Annotated in this window: 22 protein-coding genes; 8 read left to right on the forward strand and 14 right to left on the reverse strand. The window is 70.3% G+C overall.

What is annotated here, in order from left to right; genetic code table 11:
• Positions 1-164: 164 nt before the first annotated feature.
• The 7 genes from IH48_RS0104215 to IH48_RS0104245 all read right to left on the reverse strand — a co-directional run bounded on the left by IH48_RS0104215 (position 165) and on the right by IH48_RS0104245 (position 5,999).
• Complete coding sequence (locus tag IH48_RS0104215) at positions 165-1,472, reverse strand: tyrosine-type recombinase/integrase (RefSeq protein ID WP_030899255.1); 1,308 nt, start codon at positions 1,470-1,472, stop codon at positions 165-167.
• Positions 1,472-1,693: a helix-turn-helix domain-containing protein gene (locus IH48_RS0104220; protein WP_030899257.1), complete on the reverse strand. Its 222-nt coding sequence runs from the start codon at positions 1,691-1,693 to the stop codon at positions 1,472-1,474. Before IH48_RS0104220 ends, IH48_RS0104215 begins: the two co-directional genes overlap by 1 nt.
• On the reverse strand, positions 1,693-3,138 hold the full coding sequence (locus IH48_RS0104225) for a replication initiator (protein ID WP_030899259.1): 1,446 nt from the start codon (positions 3,136-3,138) through the stop codon (positions 1,693-1,695). The genes IH48_RS0104220 and IH48_RS0104225 overlap by 1 nt, the downstream gene beginning before the upstream one ends.
• Before the next feature lie 149 nt (positions 3,139-3,287).
• The gene (locus IH48_RS0104230; RefSeq protein WP_030899262.1) at positions 3,288-4,031 is read right to left on the reverse strand and encodes a DUF2637 domain-containing protein; all 744 of its coding nucleotides are present in this window, start codon (positions 4,029-4,031) and stop codon (positions 3,288-3,290) included.
• Positions 4,032-4,067: 36 nt separating this feature from the next.
• Positions 4,068-5,459 carry a cell division protein FtsK gene (locus IH48_RS34255; protein ID WP_051839151.1) on the reverse strand — a complete coding sequence of 464 codons (1,392 nt, stop codon included), beginning with the start codon at positions 5,457-5,459 and terminating at the stop codon, positions 4,068-4,070.
• A gap of 1 nt (position 5,460) precedes the next feature.
• Positions 5,461-5,649 carry a hypothetical protein gene (locus IH48_RS0104240; RefSeq protein ID WP_030899266.1) on the reverse strand — a complete coding sequence of 63 codons (189 nt, stop codon included), beginning with the start codon at positions 5,647-5,649 and terminating at the stop codon, positions 5,461-5,463.
• Positions 5,646-5,999 (reverse strand): hypothetical protein, encoded by a 354-nt coding sequence (locus IH48_RS0104245; protein WP_030899269.1) that lies wholly within the window; start codon positions 5,997-5,999, stop codon positions 5,646-5,648. Before IH48_RS0104245 ends, IH48_RS0104240 begins: the two co-directional genes overlap by 4 nt.
• A 177-nt stretch (positions 6,000-6,176) precedes the next feature.
• On the opposite strand from IH48_RS0104245, the gene IH48_RS36535 reads away from it, so the two are divergent.
• The gene (locus tag IH48_RS36535) at positions 6,177-7,049 is read left to right on the forward strand and encodes a winged helix-turn-helix domain-containing protein (RefSeq protein WP_078849473.1); all 873 of its coding nucleotides are present in this window, start codon (positions 6,177-6,179) and stop codon (positions 7,047-7,049) included.
• A gap of 595 nt (positions 7,050-7,644) precedes the next feature.
• Here the strand turns inward: IH48_RS36535 and IH48_RS0104255 are convergent.
• Entirely contained in the window at positions 7,645-7,890 is a 246-nt protein-coding gene (locus IH48_RS0104255; RefSeq protein ID WP_030899275.1) for a hypothetical protein, read from the reverse strand.
• Positions 7,878-8,120: a hypothetical protein gene (locus tag IH48_RS34810; RefSeq protein WP_199809891.1), complete on the reverse strand. Its 243-nt coding sequence runs from the start codon at positions 8,118-8,120 to the stop codon at positions 7,878-7,880. The genes IH48_RS0104255 and IH48_RS34810 overlap by 13 nt, the downstream gene beginning before the upstream one ends.
• Positions 8,121-8,402: 282 nt before the next feature.
• On the opposite strand from IH48_RS34810, the gene IH48_RS0104265 reads away from it, so the two are divergent.
• From IH48_RS0104265 to nudC, 7 genes are all read left to right on the forward strand, one after another.
• Positions 8,403-9,122, forward strand: a complete 720-nt coding sequence (locus tag IH48_RS0104265; protein WP_030899281.1) for a helix-turn-helix domain-containing protein — start codon at positions 8,403-8,405, stop codon at positions 9,120-9,122.
• A gap of 2 nt (positions 9,123-9,124) precedes the next feature.
• The gene (locus tag IH48_RS0104270) at positions 9,125-9,595 is read left to right on the forward strand and encodes an NUDIX domain-containing protein (RefSeq protein WP_030899283.1); all 471 of its coding nucleotides are present in this window, start codon (positions 9,125-9,127) and stop codon (positions 9,593-9,595) included.
• A gap of 507 nt (positions 9,596-10,102) precedes the next feature.
• Entirely contained in the window at positions 10,103-10,447 is a 345-nt protein-coding gene (locus IH48_RS36150) for a hypothetical protein (protein ID WP_158710247.1), read from the forward strand.
• A gap of 2,087 nt (positions 10,448-12,534) precedes the next feature.
• Positions 12,535-13,791 (forward strand): helix-turn-helix domain-containing protein, encoded by a 1,257-nt coding sequence (locus tag IH48_RS0104280; protein WP_030899288.1) that lies wholly within the window; start codon positions 12,535-12,537, stop codon positions 13,789-13,791.
• A 125-nt stretch (positions 13,792-13,916) separates the two neighbouring features.
• Positions 13,917-14,291: a hypothetical protein gene (locus IH48_RS0104285; RefSeq protein ID WP_030899291.1), complete on the forward strand. Its 375-nt coding sequence runs from the start codon at positions 13,917-13,919 to the stop codon at positions 14,289-14,291.
• A gap of 158 nt (positions 14,292-14,449) precedes the next feature.
• Positions 14,450-18,394 carry an ATP-dependent DNA helicase gene (locus tag IH48_RS0104290; protein WP_030899294.1) on the forward strand — a complete coding sequence of 1,315 codons (3,945 nt, stop codon included), beginning with the start codon at positions 14,450-14,452 and terminating at the stop codon, positions 18,392-18,394.
• A 216-nt stretch (positions 18,395-18,610) separates the two neighbouring features.
• A complete protein-coding gene (gene nudC, locus IH48_RS0104295) occupies positions 18,611-19,528 on the forward strand; it encodes an NAD(+) diphosphatase (RefSeq protein WP_051839267.1) in 918 nt (305 codons plus the stop codon).
• A gap of 184 nt (positions 19,529-19,712) precedes the next feature.
• On the opposite strand, the gene IH48_RS0104300 is transcribed toward nudC, so the two are convergent.
• From IH48_RS0104300 to IH48_RS0104320, 5 genes are all read right to left on the reverse strand, one after another.
• A complete protein-coding gene (locus IH48_RS0104300; protein ID WP_030899304.1) occupies positions 19,713-21,308 on the reverse strand; it encodes a carboxylesterase/lipase family protein in 1,596 nt (531 codons plus the stop codon).
• A gap of 43 nt (positions 21,309-21,351) precedes the next feature.
• Entirely contained in the window at positions 21,352-22,071 is a 720-nt protein-coding gene (locus IH48_RS0104305; protein ID WP_030899305.1) for a GntR family transcriptional regulator, read from the reverse strand.
• A gap of 56 nt (positions 22,072-22,127) precedes the next feature.
• Entirely contained in the window at positions 22,128-22,988 is an 861-nt protein-coding gene (locus tag IH48_RS0104310; RefSeq protein WP_030899307.1) for an amidohydrolase family protein, read from the reverse strand.
• 63 nt (positions 22,989-23,051) lie between these two features.
• Positions 23,052-24,035 carry an ABC transporter substrate-binding protein gene (locus IH48_RS0104315; RefSeq protein ID WP_030899309.1) on the reverse strand — a complete coding sequence of 328 codons (984 nt, stop codon included), beginning with the start codon at positions 24,033-24,035 and terminating at the stop codon, positions 23,052-23,054.
• A gap of 44 nt (positions 24,036-24,079) precedes the next feature.
• Positions 24,080-24,958 (reverse strand): hypothetical protein, encoded by an 879-nt coding sequence (locus IH48_RS0104320; RefSeq protein WP_030899311.1) that lies wholly within the window; start codon positions 24,956-24,958, stop codon positions 24,080-24,082.
• Positions 24,959-24,961 lie beyond the last annotated feature (3 nt).

Consider the following 24,961-nt stretch of genomic DNA (forward strand, 5'->3'; position numbering starts at 1 on the left):
CACCCGATGCTTCCTCGACAGTCGCATCCTTGCAGCTCAGCGGCACCTTTCTGCTACCAGGGCATCAGCTCAACCAATTCCGCTGAATAGTCGAGGTTGAAGCCCCGTCAGGTGCGTCCTGGCGGGGCTTCTGGGATGGTTGACGGCAGTAGTTGACGGCAACGTCAGCGGACGGCGGCTCCGACGAGGGGTGGTTCGTCGCCGTCGTCGGGCCCGCCGGTGATCTCGGCGGGGCTGCGGAGGGCGTGGCCGAGGAGGTCGATGGCGTCGCGCTGGAGGCGGAGCCGGACGTGGGCGTAGACGGTGGCAGTGACGCCGATGTGGGCGTGGCCCAACAGCTCCTTGATCACGACGAGTTCCACTCCCTGCTCCAGGAGGAGGGTGGCCGCCGAGTGTCGAAGGTCGTGGAACCGGATGCGGCGGAGCCTTGCCTGGCGGAGCAGGGTGTTGAAGTGCCGGGTGAGGGTGGACCCTTCGATCGGTGCGCCGTCGGGTCGGGTGAAGACGTAGCCGCTGTCCTTCCAGCCCGCGCCCGCCGCTTCGTGTTCCTGACGCTGGCGGTTGAGGTGCTGTTCGAGGGAGCGCAGGCACGGCGTCGGTAGGGCGATGCGGCGTTCGGAGCTCTTGGTCTTGGTCGGGAGGGCGGTCAGGCCGCTGGAGTTGGTGCGCTGGAGGGTGCGTCGGATGCTGGCGGTTCCGCCGGCCAGGTCGAGGTCTTCCCAGCGGAGGCCGAGGAGTTCTCCCTTGCGGAGGCCGGTGTGCAGAGCGAGTTCGAACAGCGGCTGCAACCGGTGACCGCTGGTCGCGGTCAGGAATGTGCGCGCTTCGTCGGCGGTGAGGGGTTCGAAGCGGCGGGGCCGGGGTGTGCCGGTGCGGACGTTGCGGGCGACGTTGCGCGGGATCTCCTCCTCGCGCACCGCGTGCTCCAGGGCGGACTTGAGGACGGAGTGCACGTAGGCGAGGGTCAGCGGTGAGAGCCGCTTGGAGCAGCACTTTTCGGCAGCGCAGCAGAGGGGCTCATCGCGGGCGGTGTCGAGGCCGCGGGTGCAGCACTGGCAGGTGGTGCGGAGGTGGTTGAGCCAGGTGCGGACGTCCTTGGCGGTGAGCTTGGCGAGCTTCTTCCGGCCGAGGCCGGGGATGAGGTAGAGGCGGGCGACGGCGGTGTAGCGGGTGTGGGTGTTCTCGCGGAGCTGGTGGACGGCGACAGCGTCGAGCCAGTACGTCAGGTACGCAGCCACGCTGCCCTGCGCGGAGGGGACGGGGAGGCCGCGGTTGCTGGCGGCGATCTTCTCCGTGAGCTTCGCCAGGGCCTCCTTCCTTGTGGTGCCGTAGACACGGACGCGCTTGCGGGTGTTGCCGGGGGCCAGGACGTATCCGGCGGCCTCCCAGCGGCTGTCTTTGCGCTGGTAGACGGTCCCGTCGCCGTTGGCGCGGACGCGGCGGGAGGCGGGGGTGTCGCGGGGTGTGGTCATCAGGCGACGTCCTGTTCGAGGCGGGTGCGGATGAAGTCGGTGAGGGCGCGGGTGGGGATGCGGCGGGCGCGGCCGAGGGTGATCGAGGCGAGCTGTCCGGTGCGGAGCAGGTCGTAGACGGTGGAGCGGCCGAGCTGGAGGCGGGCCATGACCTGGGGGACCGTCAGCAACTCCAGCGCCGGGCTGGCAGGGTGGAGGACGGCGGGCGGGGGCGAGCCCATCAGCAGCCCCCTTCGGCCGTGAACTGCCGTTCCAGTTCCTTGCGGTGCCGGACGTGGGCGGCGAGGAGGGCCGCGCCGGGGCTGTAGCCCGAGCCGAGGTAGTCCCAGTGGCCGACGACGAGGGTGGTCGCCGGGTCGAGGTCGGGCAGGCCGGCGTTGGCGTGGGTCTGTTCGGTGCGCCAGGCGCGGCGGGCGTCGCGCAGCGCGCCGAGGGTGGTGGAGTAGCGGCGGGACTTGGTGGAGAAGTGGCCCCGGAAGCCCAGCATGTGGGCCCACTTCCAGAGCTTGAGGTCGGCGAACTCGGCGAGTTTGCCCAGCTCCCAGCAGGTGCGGATCATCTGCCGCACATGGGGTGCGACGGCGAGGCGGGGCAGGGGCCGGGCCTGTCCGGTGCCGTCACAGGCAGTGCAGGGGAGCGGGGTTCCCTGAGGCAGGAGGGTGGCGCCGCGCCCGTGGCAGGGGTGGCAGAACAGGGCGCGGTCGAGGGTGCCGGAGGCGTCGGCGGATTTGGTGGCGTACTTAGCCACGTAGGCGGCGACCGCTTGATCGGTCAGTTCGGCGTCGGTGCCGAAGGCGGCGATCTCGCGTACGTCGAGCTGTTGGCCCCAGGCGAGTTGGCGTTCCCCGATAGCGTCCGACACGAGCGTGATGCGGGCGCGGGGTGCGGCGGCGCGGATGGCGTCGGTGAGCACGGCGACGGTGGCGCACGAGGGCGGGGGCTGGGTGCTGCCGTCGGGGCCGTCGAGCCGGATGACGGCGTGGAAGTGGACCAGGCCGCGCTTCTGGTACTCGGCGACCTTGGCGAAGGACACCCGCAGGACCGCGCGGGCGGCCTTCTGGGTGAGGCCGAGCCGGACGGCGATCTCCCGGCGCAGGTAGGTGGTGAAGCGCGCCCAGAGCGCGGAGGCGTGGGCGTTGAAGAGGACGGCGCCCGCGTAGTCGTATGTCGCCGGGTTCAGCGGCGTGCCGAGCAGGGGGTCCGTGGGTTCGTGGCGGGTGCCGCAGCGACAGGCCCGGACGTCGCCGCCAGGCGTGGTGGGGCGGTTGTGGACAGGGCCGAAGGAGGGAGCGGTAAGGGTGGCGAAGACGCGGGGGTGAGTGCGCACGGTGTCGGGCACGGTCTTGCCGCCGGACAGGCCCGCCCGGATGAGCTGGTAGGTGTCGGCGGCGTAGAGGCGGGAGCAGGCCGGGCAGCGGGAGGCGCGACGGTTGCCGCACGCGGTGAGCAGGCTGCCCGTGGGCTCGTCCGAGGAGGTGTAGGAGCGCAGTACCTCACCGGTCGCGGTGTCGACGGTGGCGGTGTGGCCGGTCAGGCGGACGGGTTCGGTGCAGCCGCCGAGGCGTTCGATCTGCTGCTGTGCGCGGTCGAAGTCGGGCTGGTTGACGAGGTGGAGCAGGTCCCGCACGGCGGGGCTTGCCACGTGGCGCAGGTCCAGGGTGACCATTCGGGGCGTGTCCCTTCTATCGGGTGGGTGGCCTCGAGCTCAACCAGCCAGGCAGGAAGGCGAGTTGGCGCTGCTCGGGGCATGACGAACCAGGCCCATGGGCGGGCGTGGGGTTCAGCGAGGGTGATGCGGCTGGCGAGGGCCGGGGCTCAGAGCTGAGCGAGCGCGGCGGCGGCTACCGGCAGGGCGATGCCCATGCGGGTTCCCAGGTGGGTGGCGGTGATCGGTGTTCCGTGCTCGGTGCGGTGGGTGTCCGCGATGCGCCGGGCCGCGTCCAGGAGGGCGGCCGGCAAGCCTGGGCCGGAGGCGGGCCGGGCCATTTTGGCGACGGCGACGGACGGAGCGGCGGCTGGAATCGGAGCGGGTTCCAGTTCCTCGGTTGCCGAGGCGATGTCGACCAGGGCGGGCGTCGGGGGCTCGGGTGCGGGTGCTTTGTCGGGCACCGGCTCGGAGATGGGGGTGGGCGTTTCCTCCAGATGCCGGGTGGGGTGGGTGAGGGTGTGGAACTGGGCGAGGAAGGCGGGGCCGACGTGGCCCCAGCCGAGGAGTAGGAGCGGGGCGACGGTGTCCAGGCAGGCGCGGCCGTAGCGTCCGGTCAGCAGCGGTTCGGCGGTGTTCAGGGCGAGGGTGAGCAGGCCGCACAGGTGCAGCAGCCGGGTACCGGCCTCCAACTCCGCCTTGGCGACGCCGCGCAGGGCAAGGAACCGCAGCGCGACCAGGAGCCCGACGACGGACAGGTCGACCATGGGGGCGATCAGCGGCGCGATCGGATGGGGGACGCCGAGGCGCAGTGCGAGTGCCCAGACGTTGCCGAAGGAGAAGACGAAGGCCAGGGCCGCGATGACCGCCATGACCACGGTCACGGTGCGTCGGGTGAACCGTTCCTCCGCCATGCGTTCAACCTCCTTTCTGGGAGAGGTCGTTCGTGACTACTTGGTGAGTGGGGCCGGGGATGTTGTCGTCCGGCTGGTCGAGTGGAGAAGGGCGTCCAGGCACAGGTCCGGGTCGGAGGTCAGGTGCGAGGTGTCCTCGGCGGTGCGGGCGGCGTCGGCGTCGGAGACGTAGGGGGTGCGGATGCGGGTGTATCCGGGTCGGCCCTGCATCGCCATGACCGCGACGCCGACGTAGGCGGGGTCCTGCAAGGTGACCGGGCTGGCGTCAGGCCAGTTGCGGATGTCCTCGCCGAGAGCGGCCACCGCGGCTTCCACGGTCTTCTGCGCGAAGGACAGTCCGATGGGGCACACGTCGCGGATGAAGGTCGGGATGGCGTCGCCGGTTGTCTTCTGGCTGATCAGGATCACCAGGATGCCGACGCTGCGGCCCTTCTTGACCAGGTCCTCCACCAGCCGGGCGTTCTCCGCCGTCAGCGCGCCCAGCCGCTTGGTAGTGGCGTCGCTGCCCTTGTACTCGCGGAAGAACGTATGCGCCTCATCGATGATCAGGACCGTGAGCGGCCACTGCGGCGAGGGACCGACGTGCCACATGTTCTTCACGCCCAGCACGTCTCGGATTACCGAGGACCGCCGCTTGCGCAGCTCCACCAGGCGCTTGAACAGCGCGTTGGCTTCGTCCAGGTTGTCCCCGCAGAACGCGAACATCCGCTTGACCAGGTCGGCGTAATCGCCCTCCGAGGCCCGCGACACCTTCCCGTCCGCCGTCGCGATCTGCACGGACGGAGACGGCGCGAAGTCGCAGACGAACTTGTTGACCCCCGAGGTCTTGCCCGCACCGGGGACGCCGGCCACCGTCACCCCCGGCACGTTCGCCAGGGACACGCATACCCGGGCGGCATACTCGTCCACGCCCAACTCCCAGCGCGTCAGGTCCACGGGCGGGAGTCCGGTGGGCCGGTGTGCGGTTGGCGTGGTCAGCGGGTCCGAGCGCACGCCCCGGATCACCACCCTGCCCGGACCGTCCCGCAGGACGGAGACCCGCGTGCACCGCCAGGCATCTGCCAGGAACCGTGCCGATTTCTGGTACTCCTCCAGCCCGACCTTCGGCAGCGTCCGAGCCCGCACGATCACGCCGAACCGGTCCGGCGTCACCTTGATCTTCGGAGTCAGCACCCGGGGCGCGGGGGTGGGGCTGTCCTTGGATACGGTGATCTGCGCGAGCAGGCTCGGGGTCTTGTCGGTGACCGCCAGCCCGGCCATCCGCGCGAGCCGCACCCAACCCCAGCGCACCCGCACGGCCTGCCGCATGCTGACCCTCGTGTCCTTGTCGGCCCGGACGTAGCGCACCACCGTCACCAGCAGCCACACACTGACCAGCGCGACCACGACCAGCAGCGCGCCCGAGGCGTACCCCGTCACGGCATCCACGTCACGCCCCCTCTTCACGTATCAGGCCGAGCATGTGACCCAGCTCCAGGCGGGCCGCCTGCTCCGGGTTCAGGCCAAGTAGATCGAGCACCGCCGTCGAGACGGCGAACGTGGCCTTGCCCTCGGTCCCCGGCAGGGGCTGGAGCGGGTACAACTCCTGCTCCGGCGCGGGGGTTTCGAAGCGGATCACTGGGCCGCCTCCACCGTCACCAGCTCCAGGCGGGCGGCGCGGTAGGCGACGCCGTCGGAGAGCTGACCGTTGAAGATCCGCGCCCACGGAGTCGCGAACAGCTCCACGGGCCGCACCATCGCGCCCGGCTTGAGCCCGGCCGCCAGCCCGGTCTCCGGGACCGTGATCTTCAGGACCTCGGCCCGGCCGTCCTCCATGAGCATCACGGTCACCGTGTACAGCGACGCACCGGTCTCCCGGTCGGTGGCGACCTCCCCGGTCTGCTGGTCCTTGATCTTCAGCACCGGCTCGGTGCCCGCGATGCACACCGCAGTCGGCAGCAGAGCAACACGGATTCGAGTCATGGCCATGCCATCACATCCTCGTTCGACGGAGCCGCTTGATCGACTCGCCATGAGCATAAGGAGATCATCGCTCAACTTGCAAGAGCGATTAGCTTGTGAAGTCGATGAGGTGCGGTGAGCGCCCGGTGGGTAGCACGTGGATGTGCCTGTAGCGCTACGGGCTGCTGGCGATACCGTGGGGGCATGACCCTGCCCTTGGACGAGGACTCCCGGCCGCCGTACCTCCAGGCCGCCGAAGCTCTGCGGGACGCGATCCTGAACGGCGAATTCCGCCCCGGTGAGCGCCTGCCCTCGGCCAACGTGCTGCGGGAGCGATTCGGTGTCTCCAGCTCCACCGTCCAAAACGCCCTGCGGGTCCTCAAGCAAGAAGGGCTGGTCCACTCCCAGCTCGGCCGAGGCAGCTTCGTCAGCACGCCCGCGAACGGAAGCACCGAGCCGACCGACAGTGAGCACGACGAGGCTGAGGCCGGAGGGGCGGACTGGCCGGTCGATGTCATCCGTAACGAAGACGGCCGGCCGCCGTACGTCCAGGTGGCCGACGCCCTACACCGAGAGATCGTGGAAGGCGTCTACCCGCCCGGTTCGCAGTTGCCCCCGGCCCGCGAGATCCAAGAGCGGTTCCAAGTCGCCAACTCCACCGCCCAGAACGCCTATCGGAGACTCAAGCAGGCAGGACTGGTGTACGCGGTCAAGGGGCGCGGCGTCTTCGTGCGCCTTGAGCCGGAGCCGGGCAAGTATCACGGGCCGATCACGAACTACCTGCTGAGGGAGGAGATCGACCGCGAGGCCCGCGCGGCTGCCGCAGAGTTCGCCGACCTCAGCGATGACGAGTTGCTGGCACGGGAAACGGAGCTCGACCAGCGATGGGTCGCGGTCCGCGAGGAGCACCAGCGGCTCTTCAGCGAGCGCCGCAAGGTCAAACGCGAGAAGAGTCGACGAGGCCTCTTCCTCCCGCCTCTTCACGACGACGAGACCGAACCGGACACATCGCCGAGCGAGAAGCTGGAAGCCGCGCTGGCCGCCTCGAAGAAGAAGCGGCAACAACGCCGCCCGTGAACGGCACCTCAGCGGGGCAGGGTGACCGGGCAGAGCTGTTCAGAGTTTCTTTACTTGATCAAGGGCGCCCCGCTGACGCGGGCCGCCGCGCGCCGGCGGCCGGTGACCGCCGCCCGCTCCTGTCTACCGCCCCGCTGGCGACGCCCACCGGCCACTCGGCGCGCACAAGGCCCGGAAGCATAAGTCGGACTCCCAACCAGAAGCCCCGGTCCGACCGCTCAGCAGTAGATCGGTCGGGCACCGGAAAGGCCGTCCGGCGAGCTCGTGCCGTGCGGCGTCGGCACCCCGGCGGAGCTGCCGCCCCGGACGCGTGGACCTGGTGCCTGGCTGGGGCCGTGACGATGGAGATAACTGGGCTGATGCCGGTGCGGGGTTGAGCGAGGCACACGTGGCGAGTGATCGGTCGGCTTCACCCGCCGTCGTGGCTGACTTTCTGTGGCTGAGGCCAGAACCCCCACGGCCATGAGCACGGCACGCACGTGAAGGCCCGTCCCTGCCGGGCTGATCAGGACGGGGGAGCCTCGATCGGCCGCGCACGGCAGGGACGGGAGCTGGATGGGTCAGCGCGGTGCGGTGTCTGGGAGGACAGGGCGCGTCATATCTGGTGCCAGGTGCGCCAGGGCCGGGTGATGATCTCCCGGTAGGTGTGGTGGGACGGGTTCTGGCCGCAGTGCCGCAGCACCCAGTCCTGCGGTTCGGCGAAATCCTCGCTTGTCGGCGAGGTCTCTCCGTCCACGGCGCACTGCATCGCGTACAGCACCGGCTCCGCGTCCGGCTCGCGGTCGGGCTGGAGCGTCCAGGTCTCGTAGCGCAGGACCGAGCGAGGGGTCACCGTCCCCACCTCCGGTTGGCCACAGCCACCTTGGCGCTCAATTCCTCGGCCGTGGTCGGCGGACGTACCTCTTCGGGCGGCACGTCCCACTCCCGGCCACCGCGCGGCGGTCGAAGCTGTACGTAAGGTCCCACATGGCCCATCACCACGCCCACCTTGCCGTTCCTCCGGTCGACCATGACGGCGCCCACGTCGGGCGAGGCGCTGTGCTCGACCGCGTCAGGGTTGCGGGCCGTCATCGTGACCACCCCGGCGAGGCGGTCCGCGACCGGGCATCCAGTCGCAGGGCGGGAACACAAGTGGTGGCGCTCTTACGCACGTTGGCACTCCTCGGCGGCGTGGACCGTGCCCCTGGGCGTTATCGGTGCCGCAGGGTCGGCACCGATCCTCACGTCGATCACCGGGACGAAGGAACCTCCACCAAACCCCACTCCGGGACGTCCCGCACCATGTAGAACGTCCCTGGTGCCGTCCTGAGATGTAGGGGGAGACTCGTGCCGAACGAGAGACTACGAGCCGTCATGGCAGCCGGAGGCTGGACGTACGCTGCCCTCGCCCAGGAGGTCGAGGTCGACCCCAAGTCGGTCGAGCGCTGGGTGAACCTCGGGCGGATCCCACGCCGCGCCACAGCCTTACAGGCGGCCGAAGCCCTGGGAGAAGACGTGCACGCACTCTGGCCGGCACTCCGCCAAGCCCGCCCCACCCGCGCCATCAGCCCCGAGCTGGTGGCGCTCTACGAGCAGCGGGCCGACGTCCCCGTTTCGGCGTTCACCGACCTGATGGCCCAGGCCCGGGAACGGATCGACATCCTGGTCTACGCGGCCGTCTTCCTCCACGAGGCGTACCCGCGGTTGAACGAACTCCTCACCGAACGCGCCGCCGAAGGCTGCACTGTCCGCATCGCGATCGGGGACGCCGACAGCGACAACGTCCAAGCCCGCGGCCAGGAGGAGCGGTTCGGTCACGGCATCGAATCCCGCTGCCGCCTCGCCCTCATGCACTACAGACCCCTCGCTGGCACCCCCGGCATCGAAGTCCGCACCCACGGCACCACGCTCTACAGCTCCCTCTACCGCGCCGACGACCAGCAACTCGTCAACGCACACGTCTGGGGTGTCAACGCCTATGCCGCCCCCGTATGGCATCTTCGCCGACATCAGGAGAGGGGCATGTTCGACACCTACGCCGAGAGCTTCGATGCCGTGTGGGCGACGGCAACCCCCGTACGAGAGGAAGGCTGACTGTGGCCCGTACCGAGTACTACGACGACCCGAACGCGCCCAAGCCGAACAGCGTGGTCGTCGCCGCATCCGCCGTCGTCACCGACGACCACGGCCGCATCCTCCTCCAGCGCCGCCGCGACAACGACCTATGGGCCCTGCCCGGAGGCGGAATGGACCTCACCGACTCCCTGCCAGGCACAGCCGCCCGCGAAGTCAAGGAAGAGACCGGCCTCGACGTAGAGATCACCGGCCTGGTCGGCACCTACACCGACCCGAAACACATCATCGCCTACACCGACGGCGAGGTCCGCCGCCAGTTCAACGTTTGCTTCACCGCCCGTATCGCTGGCGGCCAGCTGGAGATCTCCGACGAGTCCACCGAACTCCGGTTCGTGCCGCCGGAAGAGATCGAGCAGTTGCCGATGCACCACACCCAACGGCTTAGGCTCCAGCACTTCCTGGAACAGCGCGAGAAGCCGTACCTGGGCTGAACCGTCTGACGGCAGTAGCGACGGCAACAACCCCGCACAACCACGGACACCCACGCACTTCACCGGACCAGCAGACTGCGCTTGACCTGCGAAAAAGCAGGTAGAGGGGCCCGCGTAGCACACGTACTATGTGCTGGCGGGCGCGGTGCCTATACTTGTTCACAACTGCAACGAAAAAATTTACGAAGCTAATCCGAAACATGGGTCGGAAGCACGTGCCACTTCACGTGGTGGAAGCAGTGCGGAGCCTTCTGATGGCCAGGGTGCGCTAAATAATTCGGTACAGATCAAGGGGACATCTCCACGTCGAGTCGGTATAGATCCGAGCAATGGTGACGTTGTTATTCTCGACAAACATCTTGAGGTGCCTTGTGGCTGCACAAGTAAGGGTGGGACGAATGAGCTCTTCCATGGACATGTGCGCACGGATATAAATTCAGACCCAGGAATGCAGGCTGCAAGGAATGCTTTGCGGCGCGCCATTAAATCGGGAGCTATCGTACGGCCATGAGTGATGATGTATCGGAAGAAGATCAGGTGTGGCGAGCCGAAATGCTCGACGCGCTTTCGAGTGGTGACGTTTCGCGATCGACGCGAGCGCTTCTCTCGTTGACGTATAACGACCCAGACCGCCCTTGGGTGGAAGAGGTGCTACTGGAACAAGTCCGCGAAGGAAACGATCCCCAATTGCGTTCCCTTGCCGTGACGTGTATGGGCCACCTTGGGCGGATTCATGGAAGTGTCAGCGCTCGGCTTTTGACATGCCTTGAGGGGTTTCTGGAAGATCCCGATCTTGGCGGTATTGTCGAGGATGCCATCGGCGATATTCGACATTTTGCCATGGTGGTCTGATCAGTTAGATACGGGCATTCATGGGGCAGTCGAGAGTTAGCCCGGTCGTCGCGTCACTCAGTGGTGGCTGCTTTGACGATTTGACGGCAGCTCTGATGGGGACGAGTGTGCACTGAGGGGACCATACCGTGGCGACGCTAGGGGCCTCCTTGCCGAACTCTCGACTGTTGGTTACTGGCGGAGTGCTGCGGCGGAGATCGGGTGGTCGCGCTAGTGCTGGACATCGAGTCAAATGGAGATCTACGGGGACTCGAATGGCTGGCGAAATGAGCAAGGAGCTGATCATCAGCCCCCGTAGTGAGCGTGTGCGAGAGGAGCTGGCAGACACTGCAGGGGCCTGGAGTTCTTATGCGGTGGAAATGTGCCAGGTGATTGGAGCGGTGGCCGAAAAGAGTGCTGCTGGCTCCCTAGAGGTCGGCGAGCTACTGGTTAGTCAACCCCTCCCTGATAGGCACCTAGGTCTTTACAACGGTGTGCAGGTTCAGTTCCCGCAGGCAATTGACCTTGTCGAGGGAATGGCGGCCGGGCGCGGGCCATATTGTCAGCTTTCCAGTCCCGGACTGCTCCAAATTGAGTCGGGATGGGGCGGAGCTGTACACCTCTACACAACACGAGCAGTAGCCGCTGATTTGGCAGGGCTTCATAGTCAAGGAATGATTCTCCAGTGGCGCGACGGAACGCCTGAGCCTACAGCGATATCGGAGCCTGCGGTTGCTGTGGCGGACGAGAGTTTCTGGGCGAGGGTGGCGATGACCTCCGAGCGTTTCACCTTGTTGTGCGAGCGCTGGGCGTACGGCGCCTACGGGTGCCGATGGTTCCGAGTGACTCGGGAGAACGTAGCGGAGCTGGCCCGACTCATGCGGCCACGCTCACTGGTCAGCGTGGCGAGCGATCCAGAATTGCAACTCAGGCCTGAGCTTTTGGAGGACGATTTCACCGCCTTCGTAGCCCCGTTGCCGCCTGGCGAGTTGGTCTACCGAGCCTACCCCGGTGGTGCTGATTCCGTCTCTGAGGTCGTGGGTGAAGGTTTCTCACTCATGCTGGCGGATAGGGTGATGGGCGATTTGTGCGCCGTGGTGCCTGACTCGGATGGGATGGGCAGGGCACGGTGGGAGAGTCCGAGGGAAGCGTAATCTGGTGGCCCGCATATCTAGGCCAATTCGTGCAGGATAAGTAAGCCGTAACCTTGACCGACTACCTATTGATAGAAAAGCTTTGGGTTTCCGGTCGTTGGATGATCGTGAGTGATCTCCTCGGGGTGCAGCAGTCGATCGAGCGGAACTGGCCCCTGGGTCGTTGGGCGAGGGAATGCTTATGTCGGATCGCGATGGGTGTGCTGCCATTCGTTCCCGTAGTGCGGTGACCTTCGATCTTGACGCCAGATTCCCTGGCCAAGTTTTCAAGAAGAGCGCGGACGATGCATTGTTCTGTGAGTTCGATGTAATTCTCGCTCCGGAAACCTGGCCAGCACTCTGCATGATGGCACGGTGGCATGGAGACGATCATGTCGAACTACCGGTTATTGAGCCGGGGTGGGAGGATTTCTATGCCCCCGAGAGGCTGGGGTATCCCGCGGTGTCTCTGCCCGTCGAGGGTAGCGAGGATGACTACTGGGCTGCGATCGGATTCGAGCCTGATGGTGACGCTCTGGCTTCGATCTCGATTTCAGCGAATGTAGTCGCGCTGACCGGGGCATCAGCGAAATGGGGTTGCTGGGGCGAAAGAGACCCCGGCGTGGCAGTGTTCCAAGGATTCCCCGACGCGGCTGCGCGAAGTGAATGGTGCGATAGGTTTGGGCCCTTCCTGGGCGCGTTCGACGCATTGGACTCGTAACTTCTGATGGCTTTCGGTGACCGACTTGTTCCGGACGCGTATGCGGCAGTCTTGACTGCCAACTACGGGCCTCCGGGCGAAGGACTCCGATCGCAGAGGCCCTCGCGGCCACGACAATCCTCAACTGCTCGGGCGGCGCTTGCGCCCGAACCCGGTCCCCGTGGTGTGGTGATCGCACTGTGGCGGGTATCTGACGGATAGCCACCGGCTGATGCGCCCGTTCGGCGTACCGTGGCGCTGGAGGTGGTGAGCGGATGGCTACGGAACTCACGGAGCTGGCGGACAACGTCCGCAAGTACCGGCGTCGGGCCGGGATGAGCCAGGAGGAACTCGCCAGCGCCGCAGGCGTTTCGCCAGGAACGGTGCGCAAGGTGGAGCAGGGTGGGACGGTCCGTATGGAGACGCTGCACACCCTGGCCCGCGCGCTGGAGGTGACCACGGCGACGCTGCTGGCTCCGGACGCGCCGCAGCCGGTGGGCCGTGCCGAGGATAGGAACCGCGTCAACCTCATCGAGTTGCGTGCGGCTCTGACCCCGCCCGTCGGGCTGGCCGATGCGGGCGGCGAGGCCGGCGATGAGGAGCCGAACCTGCGTCGCTTTCGCCAGGCGGTACATGACGGTGCGGTGCTGTACCACTCCGACAGCTACAAGAGCGTTGCCTCCCAGCTCCCTGGGCTCCTGCGCGACGCCAACAGGGCGGTCGCCTACTACGACAACGGCGACGAGCACCGCCAGGCGCTTCTGGCCCGAGCCGAAGCCTTTCAACTGACGGGGCGCTATCTCACGCAGATCCGGCAGTACGACCTCGCTTATACCGCCCTGTCCGGGGCCATTACCGATGCTCGTCGGGGTGCGGACACCCTCACCGCGGCGTCTGGGGTGATCGGCATGTGCTGGCTTCTCCTGCGCCAGGGACGGCTGGACGAGGCAGAGCAACTTGCCGCCCGGACCGCCGACATGATCGAGCCGAGGCTGTCCACGGCGACACCCGACGAATGCGCGGCGTGGGGCTGGCTGGCGCTACGGGCTGCGGCTGCCGCGGGCCGCAACAATCGCCCCCAGGAAGCTCGCTACTACCACCGCGTGGCCACCACTGCGGCATCAGCGGTAGGACGCGAGCACACCGGCTCGTACTTCCGGCATTGGACGACTTTCGGCCCGCTGACGGTCGGCATGAAGGGCATCGAGGACGCCATGGTCGTGGGCGACGCGCGCACTGTCGTCCGCAAGGCCGGCGAGGACGCGCTGTCGCCCAAGGCGTGGCAGAGCACCGGGCGGCCGAGTGACGACAACTGGAACCGTCACCGCATGGACGTGGCACGTGCCCACGCCCGGACGGGCGACTTGACCGCGGCCATGGACGAGCTGACCGGAGTTCGCCGCGCGTCCCCCCAGTGGCTCCGGCACCAGCATGTGGCCGCCGAGACCATGCAGGAGATCCTGAACAAGCGCAAGCGCACCCTCACCGCCGAGATGCGCGGCATGGCCTCCTACCTGGGCGTCGTCGGATAGCTGCGACACAGCGCAGTATTTCGTGCACTCTGTGTCGCAAATTGCCTTGATGCATACATGGAGTAAGCGCCAAACGACTTCTACGGTCACCGTGTCCCTATCAGCGACCCAGCCGGGAGTACACGGTGACCGAACCCAGGAGCGAGGCAGACCGCATGCGGCGCCGGGAGCTGTACGACGCCGCGGCAGGTTTGACCGGGCCCCGCTTACTGCCGTGGACCACCCCGGACGGGCGCTCCTGCTACCTCAGCACCGACGGCGGGGGCTACCTGTCCACACTTGCCGACAGCATCGAAATCGTCCAGCTCACCATGGGCGAAGAACTGCTGGAACACGCCCGCGATGTCCTCGCCCCCGGCTCACGAGCACAGTCGGCCACCGAGTACCGATGGCTGGCCTGCCGACTGACCGAAGCGCTCAGCGACGCGCTCCGGGTGGCGGAATCGCGCGGACAGCGCATTCCGGATCACTCTCAGGACGAGACAGCGCAGCGTGCATGACGCGGTTACCGAGGGCAACGCGGACCCACAAGCGCTATCGCTTCTGCGAGTACCCCGCCCGGTAAGCCCGACAGTCCGCGGCCCCGCCGCCTGGGGCCGGGCCCGGCGGCCGGGCGGACGCCCGCGGTGGTGTCAGTGGTGGCGGTTAGCCTCCTTGGGTGGCCGCGCGTATCAGCGATCCCGAGCAGCTCAAGGAGCTCCTCGGCATCCCCTTCACCCCGGAGCAGACCGCGTGCGTCGTCGCGCCGCCCGCGCCGCAGGTGATCGTGGCCGGTGCCGGGTCGGGGAAGACCACCGTCATGGCCGCGCGCGTGGTCTGGCTCGTCGGGACCGGGCAGGTGGCGCCCGAGCAGGTGCTCGGGCTCACGTTCACCAACAAGGCCGCGGGCGAGCTCGCCGAGCGCGTGCGCACCGCGCTCGTACGGGCCGGTGTGCTCGACCCGGACGGGATCGACCCCGACACCCCCGTGGGCGAGCCGCGGATCTCGACGTACCACGCCTTCGCCGGGCAGCTCCTCACCGACCACGGCCTGCGCATCGGGCTCGAACCCTCGTCGCGGCTGCTCGCAGACGCCACCCGCTTCCAGCTCGCCGCGCGCGTGCTGCGCGAGGCGCCCGGGCCCTACCCGGCGCTCACCAAGACCCTGCCCACGCTCGTCAGCGACCTCCTCGCGCTGGACGCCGAGCTCGCCGAGCACCTAGTGCGCCCCGACCGCCTCGACGCGTACGACGCGCGCCTGCTCGACACGCTCGCCTCCGCCCGCCTCACCAACGCCGACCTGCGCAAGGTGCCAGAGACCGCCACGGCCAGGCGCGAGCTCACCGACCTCGTGGGCCGCTACCGCGCCGCCAAACGCGCCCGGGACCTCCTCGACTTCGGCGACCAGATCGCCCTGTCCGCCGAGCTCGCCCTCACGCGCTCCGAGGTGGGCGCGATGCTCCGCGAGGAGTTCCGCATCGTCCTGCTCGACGAGTACCAGGACACGTCCGTCGCCCAGCGCCGCCTGCTCGCGTGCCTCTTCGGCGGCGGCACGGGACACGCGGTGACCGCCGTCGGCGACCCCTGCCAGGCCATCTACGGCTGGCGCGGCGCGTCCGTCGCCAACCTCGACGACTTCCCCGCCCACTTCCCCGGCGCCGACGGCACGCCGGCCGCCCGGTACTCGCTCAGCGAGAACCGCCGCAGCGGCGGCCGCCTCCTCGACCTCGCCAACGGGCTGGCGGCACCCCTGCGCGCCATGCACCAGGGCGTGGAGGCGCTGCGGCCCGCGCCGGGCGCCGAGCGGGACGGCAGCGTGCGCTGCGCGCTGCTCGGCACGCACGCCGAGGAGATCGAGTGGCTCGCCGACTCCCTCGCCCACCTGGTGCGCACGGGCAAGGAGCCAGGCGAGATAGCCGTGCTGTGCCGCACGGCGGGGGACTTCGCCGCCATCCAGGGCGCCCTCGTCGCGCGCGACGTGCCGGTGGAGGTCGTCGGCCTCTCCGGGCTCATGTACCTGCCCGAGGTGGCCGACCTGATCGCCGTCTGCGAGGTGCTCCAGGACCCGGGCGCCAACGCCTGTCTCGTCCGGCTGCTGACCGGGCCGCGCTGGCGCATCGGCCCCCGCGACCTCGCGCTGCTCGGCCGCCGCGCGCGGCTGCTCGTGCGTACGGCGGCCGGGGGCCCGGACGGCGACGAGGACGCCGACGCGCGCCTCGCCGCCGCCGTCGAGGGGACGGACCCGGCGGAGGTCGTCTCGCTCGCCGACGCGCTCGACACCTTCCTCGACGGCGGTGGCGCGCCGGACGACGGCCTGCCGTTCTCGTCCGCCGCGCGCGTCCGCTTCGCACGCCTCGCGCAGGAACTGCGCGACCTGCGCAGGTCCCTCGCCGATCCGCTGATGGACGTGCTGCACCGGGTGCTCGCCACGACCGGGCTCGAAGTGGAACTGTCGGCGTCCCCGCAGGCCCTGGCGGCCCGCCGCCGCGAGACCCTCGGCAACTTCCTCGACATGGCGGCGTCCTTCGCCGCGCTCGACGGCGAGGCCGGGCTGCTCGCGTTCCTCGGCTTCCTGCGTACGGCCGCCCAGTACGAGAAGGGCCTGGACAACGCGCTGCCCGGCGGGGAGAACACGGTGAAGGTGCTCACCGCGCACAAGGCGAAGGGCCTGGAGTGGGACGTCGTCGCGGTGCCAGGCCTCGTCGCCGGACAGTTCCCGAACACGCGGGCGCGCGAGGCGTGGACGTCGCAGGCGAAGGTGGTGCCGCACGCGCTGCGGGGGGACGGGGAGACGCTGCCGGGCGTGGAGGAGTGGACGGCGAAGGGGGTGAAGGCGTTCAAGGAGGCGATGCGGGAACACCAGGAGACGGAGGAGCTGCGCCTCGGGTACGTCACGTTCACCCGCCCCAGGACGCTGCTACTCGGCTCCGGCCACTGGTGGGGGCCGAACCAGAAGCGGCCCCGCGGCCCGTCCACGTTCCTGGACGCGCTGCACGACCACTGCGCGCGCGGGTACGGCGAGATCGAGGCGTGGGCGGACGAGCCGGAGCCGGACGCGGAGAACCCGGCGCTGGGGGAGGAGGGGGCGACCGGGCAGCCGTGGCCGCTGCCGCTGGACGAGCGGTCGCTGCAACAGCGCCGGGAGGCGGCGCGCACGGTGCGCGCGCACCTCGCCGCGCTCGCCCGCGCCGAGCCGGCGGCCGCGCCGCCCGCCCCCGCCGCCGTGTCCGGCCGCACCGGCCCCGCATCCGCGGGGGCTCCACCCCCGGAGGCGGCCTCGCCGTACGACCTCTGGCCGCAGGACGAGCCCCCGGAGGACGAGCCGCCCCCTGAGGACGAACCTCCGCCGCCGGAGGACGCGCCGCCGCTTGACGGCATCGCACCGTGGCATGGCGCCACGGACCCAGCCGCCGCACCGGGTGCCCCGGGGCGTGCCGTCACCGCCCCGGCGGCCGGGGGCCCGAACGGCGCCCCCGGCGTGCCCGCGCCGCACGCGGCACGCGATCGGGCAGAGTGCGCCCCGGAAGTCTCCGAACCGCACTCCAGGGGCCCGCGCCCCGACGCCCGGCACGGGGTATCGGACACCGCTGCCGCAGGCGCAGCGGGCTCGGGCTCGGGCTCGGCCGATATCGGCGACCCGGCCGCCGACACCGGCCCTGGCAGCCCGCGCGGCCCCGAGGGTGCGGGGCGACTCGGGTCCCGCTCGGGTGCCGTCACCGCCCCGGCGGCCGGGGGCCCGAACGGCGCCCCCGGCGTGCCCGCGCCGCACGAGGCACGCGACCGGGCCGGGCGCGCCCCGGACGCCGCCGTGCCCGCGCCGCGCGGCGGCGGTGGCGCGTACACGCCCGAGGAGGCGCGGGCGCTGGCCTCCTGGGATCGTGACCTCGACGCACTCGCCGGGGAGCTCACGCGGTCCAGGGCCGCCGTGCGTGACGTCGTCGTGCCCGCCGCGCTGTCCGCCTCGCAGCTGCTGCGCCTCGCCGCCGACCCCGGCGGCTTCGCGCGGGAGCTCGCGCGGCCCATGCCGCGGCCGCCGCGGCCCGCCGCCCGCAGGGGCACCAGGTTCCATGCCTGGGTCGAGTCGCGGTTCGAGGAGCTGCCGCTCCCGATGCTCGGCCCCGACGAACTCCCCGGCAGCGGTGACGGCGACGACGACGGCGGCGCCGGCGATCCCGGCATCGCCGACGAGCGCGACCTCGCGGCGCTCAAGAACGCCTTCGAGCACACCGAGTACGCCGGGCGCACGCCGTACCGGGTGGAGGCGCCGTTCCAGCTGCTGCTCGCGGGCCGGGTGATCCGTGGCCGGATGGACGCCGTCTACCGGACGCCGGCCGGGACGGGAGCGGCCCACCCGTACGTGTACGAGATCGTCGACTGGAAGACCGGCAGGGGACGCGACGCGGACCCCCTGCAGCTCGCCGTGTACCGGCTCGCCTGGGCCGAGGAGCACGGGCTGCCGCTGTCCGCCGTGACGGCCGCTTTCGTGTACGTACGCAGCGGCGAGACCGTGCGCCCCGAGGGCCTCGCGGACCGGGCGGAGCTGGAGCGGATCCTGACCGGGGAGCCGGCGTCGGGAGAACCGTCCGGAGAACCGCGCGAGAACCACCGCCGCCGGGCCCGTTAGGCTCGACGCATGAGCGAGACCCCGGACAGTGCCGTCCGCACGCCCCCCTGACCGCGCCCCTGACTCGCCTGCCCGCCCGCCGCATCCGAAGCCGCCCGCACCACTCAGGGGGAGTTGGAAGTACCCGTGCCCACCAGCAGCGCCAGCAGTGCCAGCAGCACCAGCAGTGAGAGCAGTGCCCTCAGCACCGGCGGAGCCGACACCGCCGACCGGCCCATCGGGCTGACCGCGGACAGCGGCATCGACCGCGCCGCACACCACCGCCTGGACGAGGCGTGGCTCGCCGCCGCCTGGTCCCACCCCACCACCCGCGTCTTCGTCGTCTCCGGCGGCCAGGCACTCGTCGACGACGCCCCCGGCGGCGGCACGGAACTCGTCATGACGCCGACGTTCGAGGCGCCGCTCACGGAGACGCACCGCTACTTCCTCGGCACCGACGAGCAGGGCGTGCGCTACTTCGCGCTCCAGAAGGACTCGCTGCCCGGACGCCTCGACCAGTCCGCACGCGCCGCGGGCCTGCGGGAGGCCGGCCTGCTGCTGTCGGCGCGCGACGCCGGCCTGATGGCGCACGCGGTCGCGCTGGAGAACTGGCAGCGGCTGCACCGCTTCTGCTCACGGTGCGGCGAGCGCACGGTCATCGCGGCCGCGGGACACATCCGCCGCTGCCCCGCCTGCGGCGCCGAGCACTACCCGCGCACCGACCCCGCCGTGATCATGCTGGTCACGGACGAGGAGGACCGCGCGCTGCTTGGCCGGCAGGTGCACTGGCCGAAGGGGCGCTTCTCCACGCTCGCCGGTTTCGTGGAACCGGGCGAGTCCATCGAGAAGGCCGTCGCCCGCGAGGTGTGGGAGGAGGCCGGCGTCACGATCGGCCACGTCGAGTACGTGGCGAGCCAGCCGTGGCCGTTCCCCTCAAGCCTGATGCTGGGCTTCATGGCGCGCGCCGCGGATTCGCGGATCACCGTGGACGGCGAGGAGATCGAGGAGGCCCGCTGGTTCTCCCGTGAGGACCTGCGCACCGCCATCGAGAACGGCGAGATCCTGCCGCCCATGGGCATCTCGATCGCCGCGCGGCTGATCGAGCTCTGGTACGGCAAGCCGATCCCGCAGCCGCTCACGAAGGCCGAGGCCTGACCCGTCCGGCACGCGGCGGGGACCCGGGCAGCTCCCGCAGCCCCGGGCAGCACCGGACGGTCACCGTCCGCCTGCCCGGTCCGCCGGCAGGGGGTCGAGCGGGAGAGCCCGGACAAGTTCGGCGCCGGTGTCGTGCTGGATCATCAGCGCGGCGCGGAACCGCTCCCACGCGGCCGCACCCCCGTCACCAAGCCTGCTGGGTACGGAAGAAGCGGGTCCAGAAGTCGAGCCGCGGCGGATCCGCCAGCGCTATCAGGCCGAATTCCCCGCCGAGCTCCATGACCGCCTGAGTGTCCTGCGTCCACGCGGGCCAGGGCGGCAGGCCGGGTCCGTTGGGGTCGCCCGTGGCCGCGAAGTTGGCCCAGTAGCCGCTCATCGTCTCCGCGACCTGATGGTCGCCGTCGTCCCACCGGGCGCGTACGGACTCGTTTCCGCCGAAGACGAAGTCGATCTCGGAGCCGTGCGCCGCGCGCCGGGTGCCGCCGCCCACCGCCGGGGAGGCGTGTGTCCAGAAGTAGGTGTACACGGGCCGGTTCGCGTGCGCGGACCAGTCCTTCGCCCACAGCCAGGTGGAGATCCTGGCGTTGTCCCGCACCGCCGCGCAGTGGGACCGCGCCGCCTCGTCGTCCGTGCCCGCCGGGTAGAGCCGCAGGAACTCCTCGGCCATCGACGCGAACTTCTGGTGGGACGCGGCGACGAAGTCGTCCCGTGTGACGTGGACCGGCGGCGCGCCGGGCCGCCAGAACCGCTTCCCGGCCGCCCGGTACGCCTCGAAGTCGCTCTCCGGGATCGCGCCGCTCTCGTCGAGGTTGCTCCCGGCGAGGTACCAGACGTCGTGTCGCTGCCCCTTGGCGTACGTGCCGGCGTAGCCGTCCGGGATCGCCCAGCCGTCCACGACCGGGCGGAACGACGGGGGCTTGGCGGGCCCGCCCGTGTCCACGGCGCCGTCGACCGCGGACGCGTTCCCCTCGACCAGCCGCGGCCACGGCAGCGCCCGCAGCCGCTTGAGGGTCCGCGCGCCCCGGTCGGCCGCGTACTGGCTGCCTGCCTTCTCGGCGTCGGGCAGCGTGCGGTACGACGTGCCCAGGTAGCGCAGTTCGGGGTCACGGGAGTGGCGCGCGTGGCTCTGCGCGACGGCGCGCTGGAACAGCCCCTCGGACAGCGGCGACATGGCGAGGAAGTGCACGGAGCCGGCGCCGGCCGACTGCCCGGCGACCGTGACCCGGCCGGGGTCGCCGCCGAACGCCCCGATGTTGCGCCGTACCCACTGGAGCGCCGCGATCTGGTCGAGCAGGCCGTAGTTGCCCGAGGCGCCGTGCTCGGACTCCTCGCTGAGCTCGGGCGTGGCCAGGAAGCCGAGCGCGCCGAGGCGGTAGTTGAACGTCACGACGACGAGGCCCTTGCGGGCGAGTGCTTCGCCGTCGTGCCGGGGGTTCGCGCCGGTGCCGACGCGGAAGCCGCCGCCGTGGATCCACACGAGCACCGGTCGCGGCCGCTCGTCCCCGGGCTCCGCCGCGGTCCAGACGTTGAGGCGCAGGCAGTCCTCGCTCATCGGCAGGTCGAGGGCGTTCACCTCGGGTCCCGGCGCCTGCGGGGCGACGGCGCCGAAGCTGTCGGCCTGGTACACGCCGGTCCACCGCACCGGCGGCCGCGGCGGTCTCCAGCGGAGGTCCCCGACCGGGGGAGCCGCGTAGGGGATGCCTCGGAAGACGGTGACCGACCGATCGACCCCCGGAATGCCCTCCACCACGCCTGCTTCGGTCCGCACCTGGTGGTGCATGCTCTCTCCTTCTGGTCGGTGGCGAACGGTCCGAGGGCGCGCGCTACTCGTCCGACGCCGACGCCGTACCGGTGTGCTCCTGCGGGGTCCCGAGCAGCAGCGCCTGACGGGCGGCGGCGACGTGGTGGCTCATGGCGGCGGCCGCCGCCTGCGGGTTGCGGGTGACGATGGCCAGCAGGATGGCCTGGTGCTCCTCCAGCGACCCCGCGCGCGGGTGCGGTGTCGTCAGGTTGCGGTACTGGCGCATCACCAGCGGGTAGAGCAGGGTGTCGTAGGCCGCCGCCAGCGTCTGCTGGTGCGCGGCCTTCTTCACCTGCTGGTGGAAGCGCCGGTTGCCCTGCGAGTAGGCCGTCTTGTCGCCGCGCGCCTGGCAGTCCTCCATCTCGCCCAGCGTGCGGCGCAGGCCGGCGATCTCCTCGTCCGTGGCACGTTCCGCGGCCTTGCCCGCCAGAGCGGACTCCAGCGTCTCGCGCGCCTCCAGGATGTCCGCGGCCTCCTCGACGGAGAAGCTCCGCGTCCGCACCCCGCGGTTGACCTCGCTGGTGACGTAGCCCTCCTGGATCAGGCGGACCAGGACCGCCCGCATGGTGCTGCGCGAGACGTTGAACATCCGGGTCAGGTCCGCCTCGGTCAGGCGCGCGCCCGGCTCGACGCTTCCCGAGAGCAGCAGCGAGCGCAGTCCCTCGTACGCCTGGTCCTGCCGCGTCGGCGACGTCCTGCCCACGTCGGCGTCGTCGAAGCCGTTGGAATCCACTGTGACCATCCTGTGTCTGCTCGGAAAGGACAACTGATCCGGCAGTATCGCCTGATCCGGGAGTATCAGGCGCGTGCGGCGGCGAGCCCCGGGTAGAGCCGCCGCGCCGTACCCGCGAAGATCTCCCGCCGATCCTGCTCGGGCAGCCCCGCGAGTACCCCCTCGGCCAGGGCGCGCAGCTCCGGCAGGGACTGCTCGGCCGCCGGCAGATTCGACCCCCAGGCGATCCGGCCGGCTCCGAACGCCTCGACAACCGGCCCGAGGAAGTCGTCCGCCCGCTCTCCGGCGTCGTGCAGGCGCTCCAGATTGCGGTGGGTGAGCTTGAGGTGCAGGCCGGGGTGTACGGCGAGCTCCGCCACTTCGGCGCCCGCGCGTGCCGGTGAGGCGGCGATGTCAGGGTAGCCGATGTGGTCGAGGAGCACCCGGACGCCGGGGAACCGCGCGAGCAGTTCCACGAGCTGCCCGGTGGCCGGGCCGAGCCGCATCTGGAGGCAGACGGGCACGCCCAGCTCCCCGGCCTGCTCCCAGAAGGGGAACGTCTCCGGGGCGACGAACCACTCACCCTGGGTGGGCACGGTGGAGCCGCTGGTGAACAGCCGAACCCCGGACAGGCCGCCGTCGCCGACCGCGGCCTTGAGCGAGACGGCGGCGTCAGGACGCAGCGGGTCGACGGTGCCGACGGCCACGAAGCGTCCCGGCCGGCGCCGGCAGCTGTCGAGTACGTACGAGTTGTCGTAGCCGTAATTGGTAGTGGCCTGGACGAGGACGGCCTGGTCGATGCCCGCCTCGTCCATGCGGCCGGCCATGCCCTCGGCCGTCACAGGACGGGTCGCGGCCCACTGGGACTGCTTGCCGCCGATCGGCGCCGGGGGATAGCTCGCCGGATCGTCCGAGATGATGTGGCAGTGTGTGTCGACGAAATCCACGCTTGGCGCTCCCTGATGCTCGGTGGTATTCGGTGCTACTCGGTGTGTTCCGGATCCGACGGCTCAGGCGTCCGGGTAGTCGCCCGCGGCGAACAGCGACCGCGGGTCGGCCGGGAAGCCGGCGTCGAGGAGCCCCTGTTCCTTGGAGTAGCGCACCATCGCGTTCAGGCTGGGCTCGTTGACGCCGATCCCGTAGGGGACGGGGTCGCCACCGATCGCGGACGCCTGCCGGGCGAGGCGGTCCACGGCGGCCCAGCCGGGACTGGCGCCGAGGTGCAGGCGCTTGCTCTCGGCGAACGCCGCGTACAGGGCGGTGGGCAGGCCGGGGTCGCGCTCCACGAGTTCGGCGCGCACCGCGATCAGCGAGTGCAGCGGGTAGACGCCCTTGCGCAGGTAGTGGTCCACCGCGAGCGTTCCCGCCTCGGGGAAGAGCGGGTACGGGCCGTCGCCGCCGCCGGGCTCCGGATCGGCCGCCGCCGCCCAGCCGGCCCGCGGCGCTCCCGCGCGCCCCGTCCCCGCGTTGCCGGACAGCGCCGCGTCGATCTCCCCGCCGCGCAGCAGCTCGCCGAGCGAGCGGCCGTCGGTGACCCGTTCGACGTTGGACGGCACACGGCCCTCGATGTGGTCGTCGTCGTCCACCACCCAGGTGATGCTGTCGATGTCCACGCCGTACTCGTCGCACAGCACACCGCGCACCCACACGCCCGTCGACACCGAATAGGCGCGCACCCCGATCCTGCGCCCCTCCAGGTCGCGCGGCACCCGGATGCCGGAGTGGGCCGCGCACTGCACGTCGCCGTGGTGGAAACGCCGGTTGAGGAAGACCGGCACCGCGGTCAGCGGTATCCCCTCCTGGCGCGCCATCAGGTAGGACACCGGCGCCAGTTCGCACACGTCGAACTCCAGGTCCCTGATCATCCGGCGGTAGGCGCCGATGACCGGCTTGACCTCCACCGGCTCGACCAGGCAGCCGTCCATCGCGGCGGCACCGTCCAGCAGCGGCTGGGCGTGCGGATAGTCGCCGACGACCACCGTGAGCTTGTTCATTCCCTGTCTCCCGTTCTCCTGTTTTCGATACGGACCTGGGGGCCTCAGCCGCCGAGCCGGGACGGGGGCACCCCGAGCGCGGTGCAGGACCGCTCGACGAGTTCCTCGTAGTCCACGGCCCGTGGGATCACGTCCTGCTCAAGGGCGTAGCCGGCCGCCTTGGTGAACGCGCCGCGCAGCGCGCCGAAACCCACCGGGTGCAGGGGCACGGGCCCCGGCTCGGCTTTGGCGTCGAGCACCGCCCGCATCGCGTCGTACGCGGCGAGGATCGCGGTGGAGTGCTCGGCAGCGGCGGCCTCGGTGACGGCGACGACGTGGTTGACGGGGACGAACCCCTGGTCCTTCGACCACTGCTCGGCGACCTGGTGCGCGTTGGCGACGGCGGTGCGTATCCGCTCGTCGTCCGGGAGCCCGTTGCCCATGATCCCGAAGTCGAGCCGGCCCGCCAGGAAGTCGTCGGGCAGTTTCGCCCCCTGCGGCGCACGCTTCACCCAGGACGGGTCCACGGCACCGTCGACGTGGCTGCCCTCGTACGTGGTCCAGTCGGCCTCGCGCAGGTCGAGGCCGTAACTCTCGCTGAGGAACCCGCGCATCCATACGCCGGTCGTCTGGCTCCAGGAGCGCACACCGACGCTGTGCCCCGCCACATCGGCGGCCGACAGCGCCCCGAGGGTCACCAGTGTCTGGTGCTGGTGGCGTCCGAGCGTCGTGACCGGCAGCAGCAGCACCGGCTTGCCGTGGGCGACGGCCTGCAGCACGGTCGCGATCGCCACCTCGCACAGGTCCGCCTCCGCCTTGTTCACGAAGCCGCGGGAGGCCTTGTGCACCGGCTTGATGTCGAGCCGTTCCGGGGCCGCACCGGCTTCGCCGATCGCCGAAACGGCGGCTGCCGCGAGGTCGTCGCGGCCGAGCACGAACTTCATGTC

It is taken from the genome of Streptomyces sp. NRRL F-5126 (assembly GCF_000721265.1).
In the GTDB taxonomy this organism is placed as follows: Bacteria; Actinomycetota; Actinomycetes; order Streptomycetales; family Streptomycetaceae; genus Streptomyces.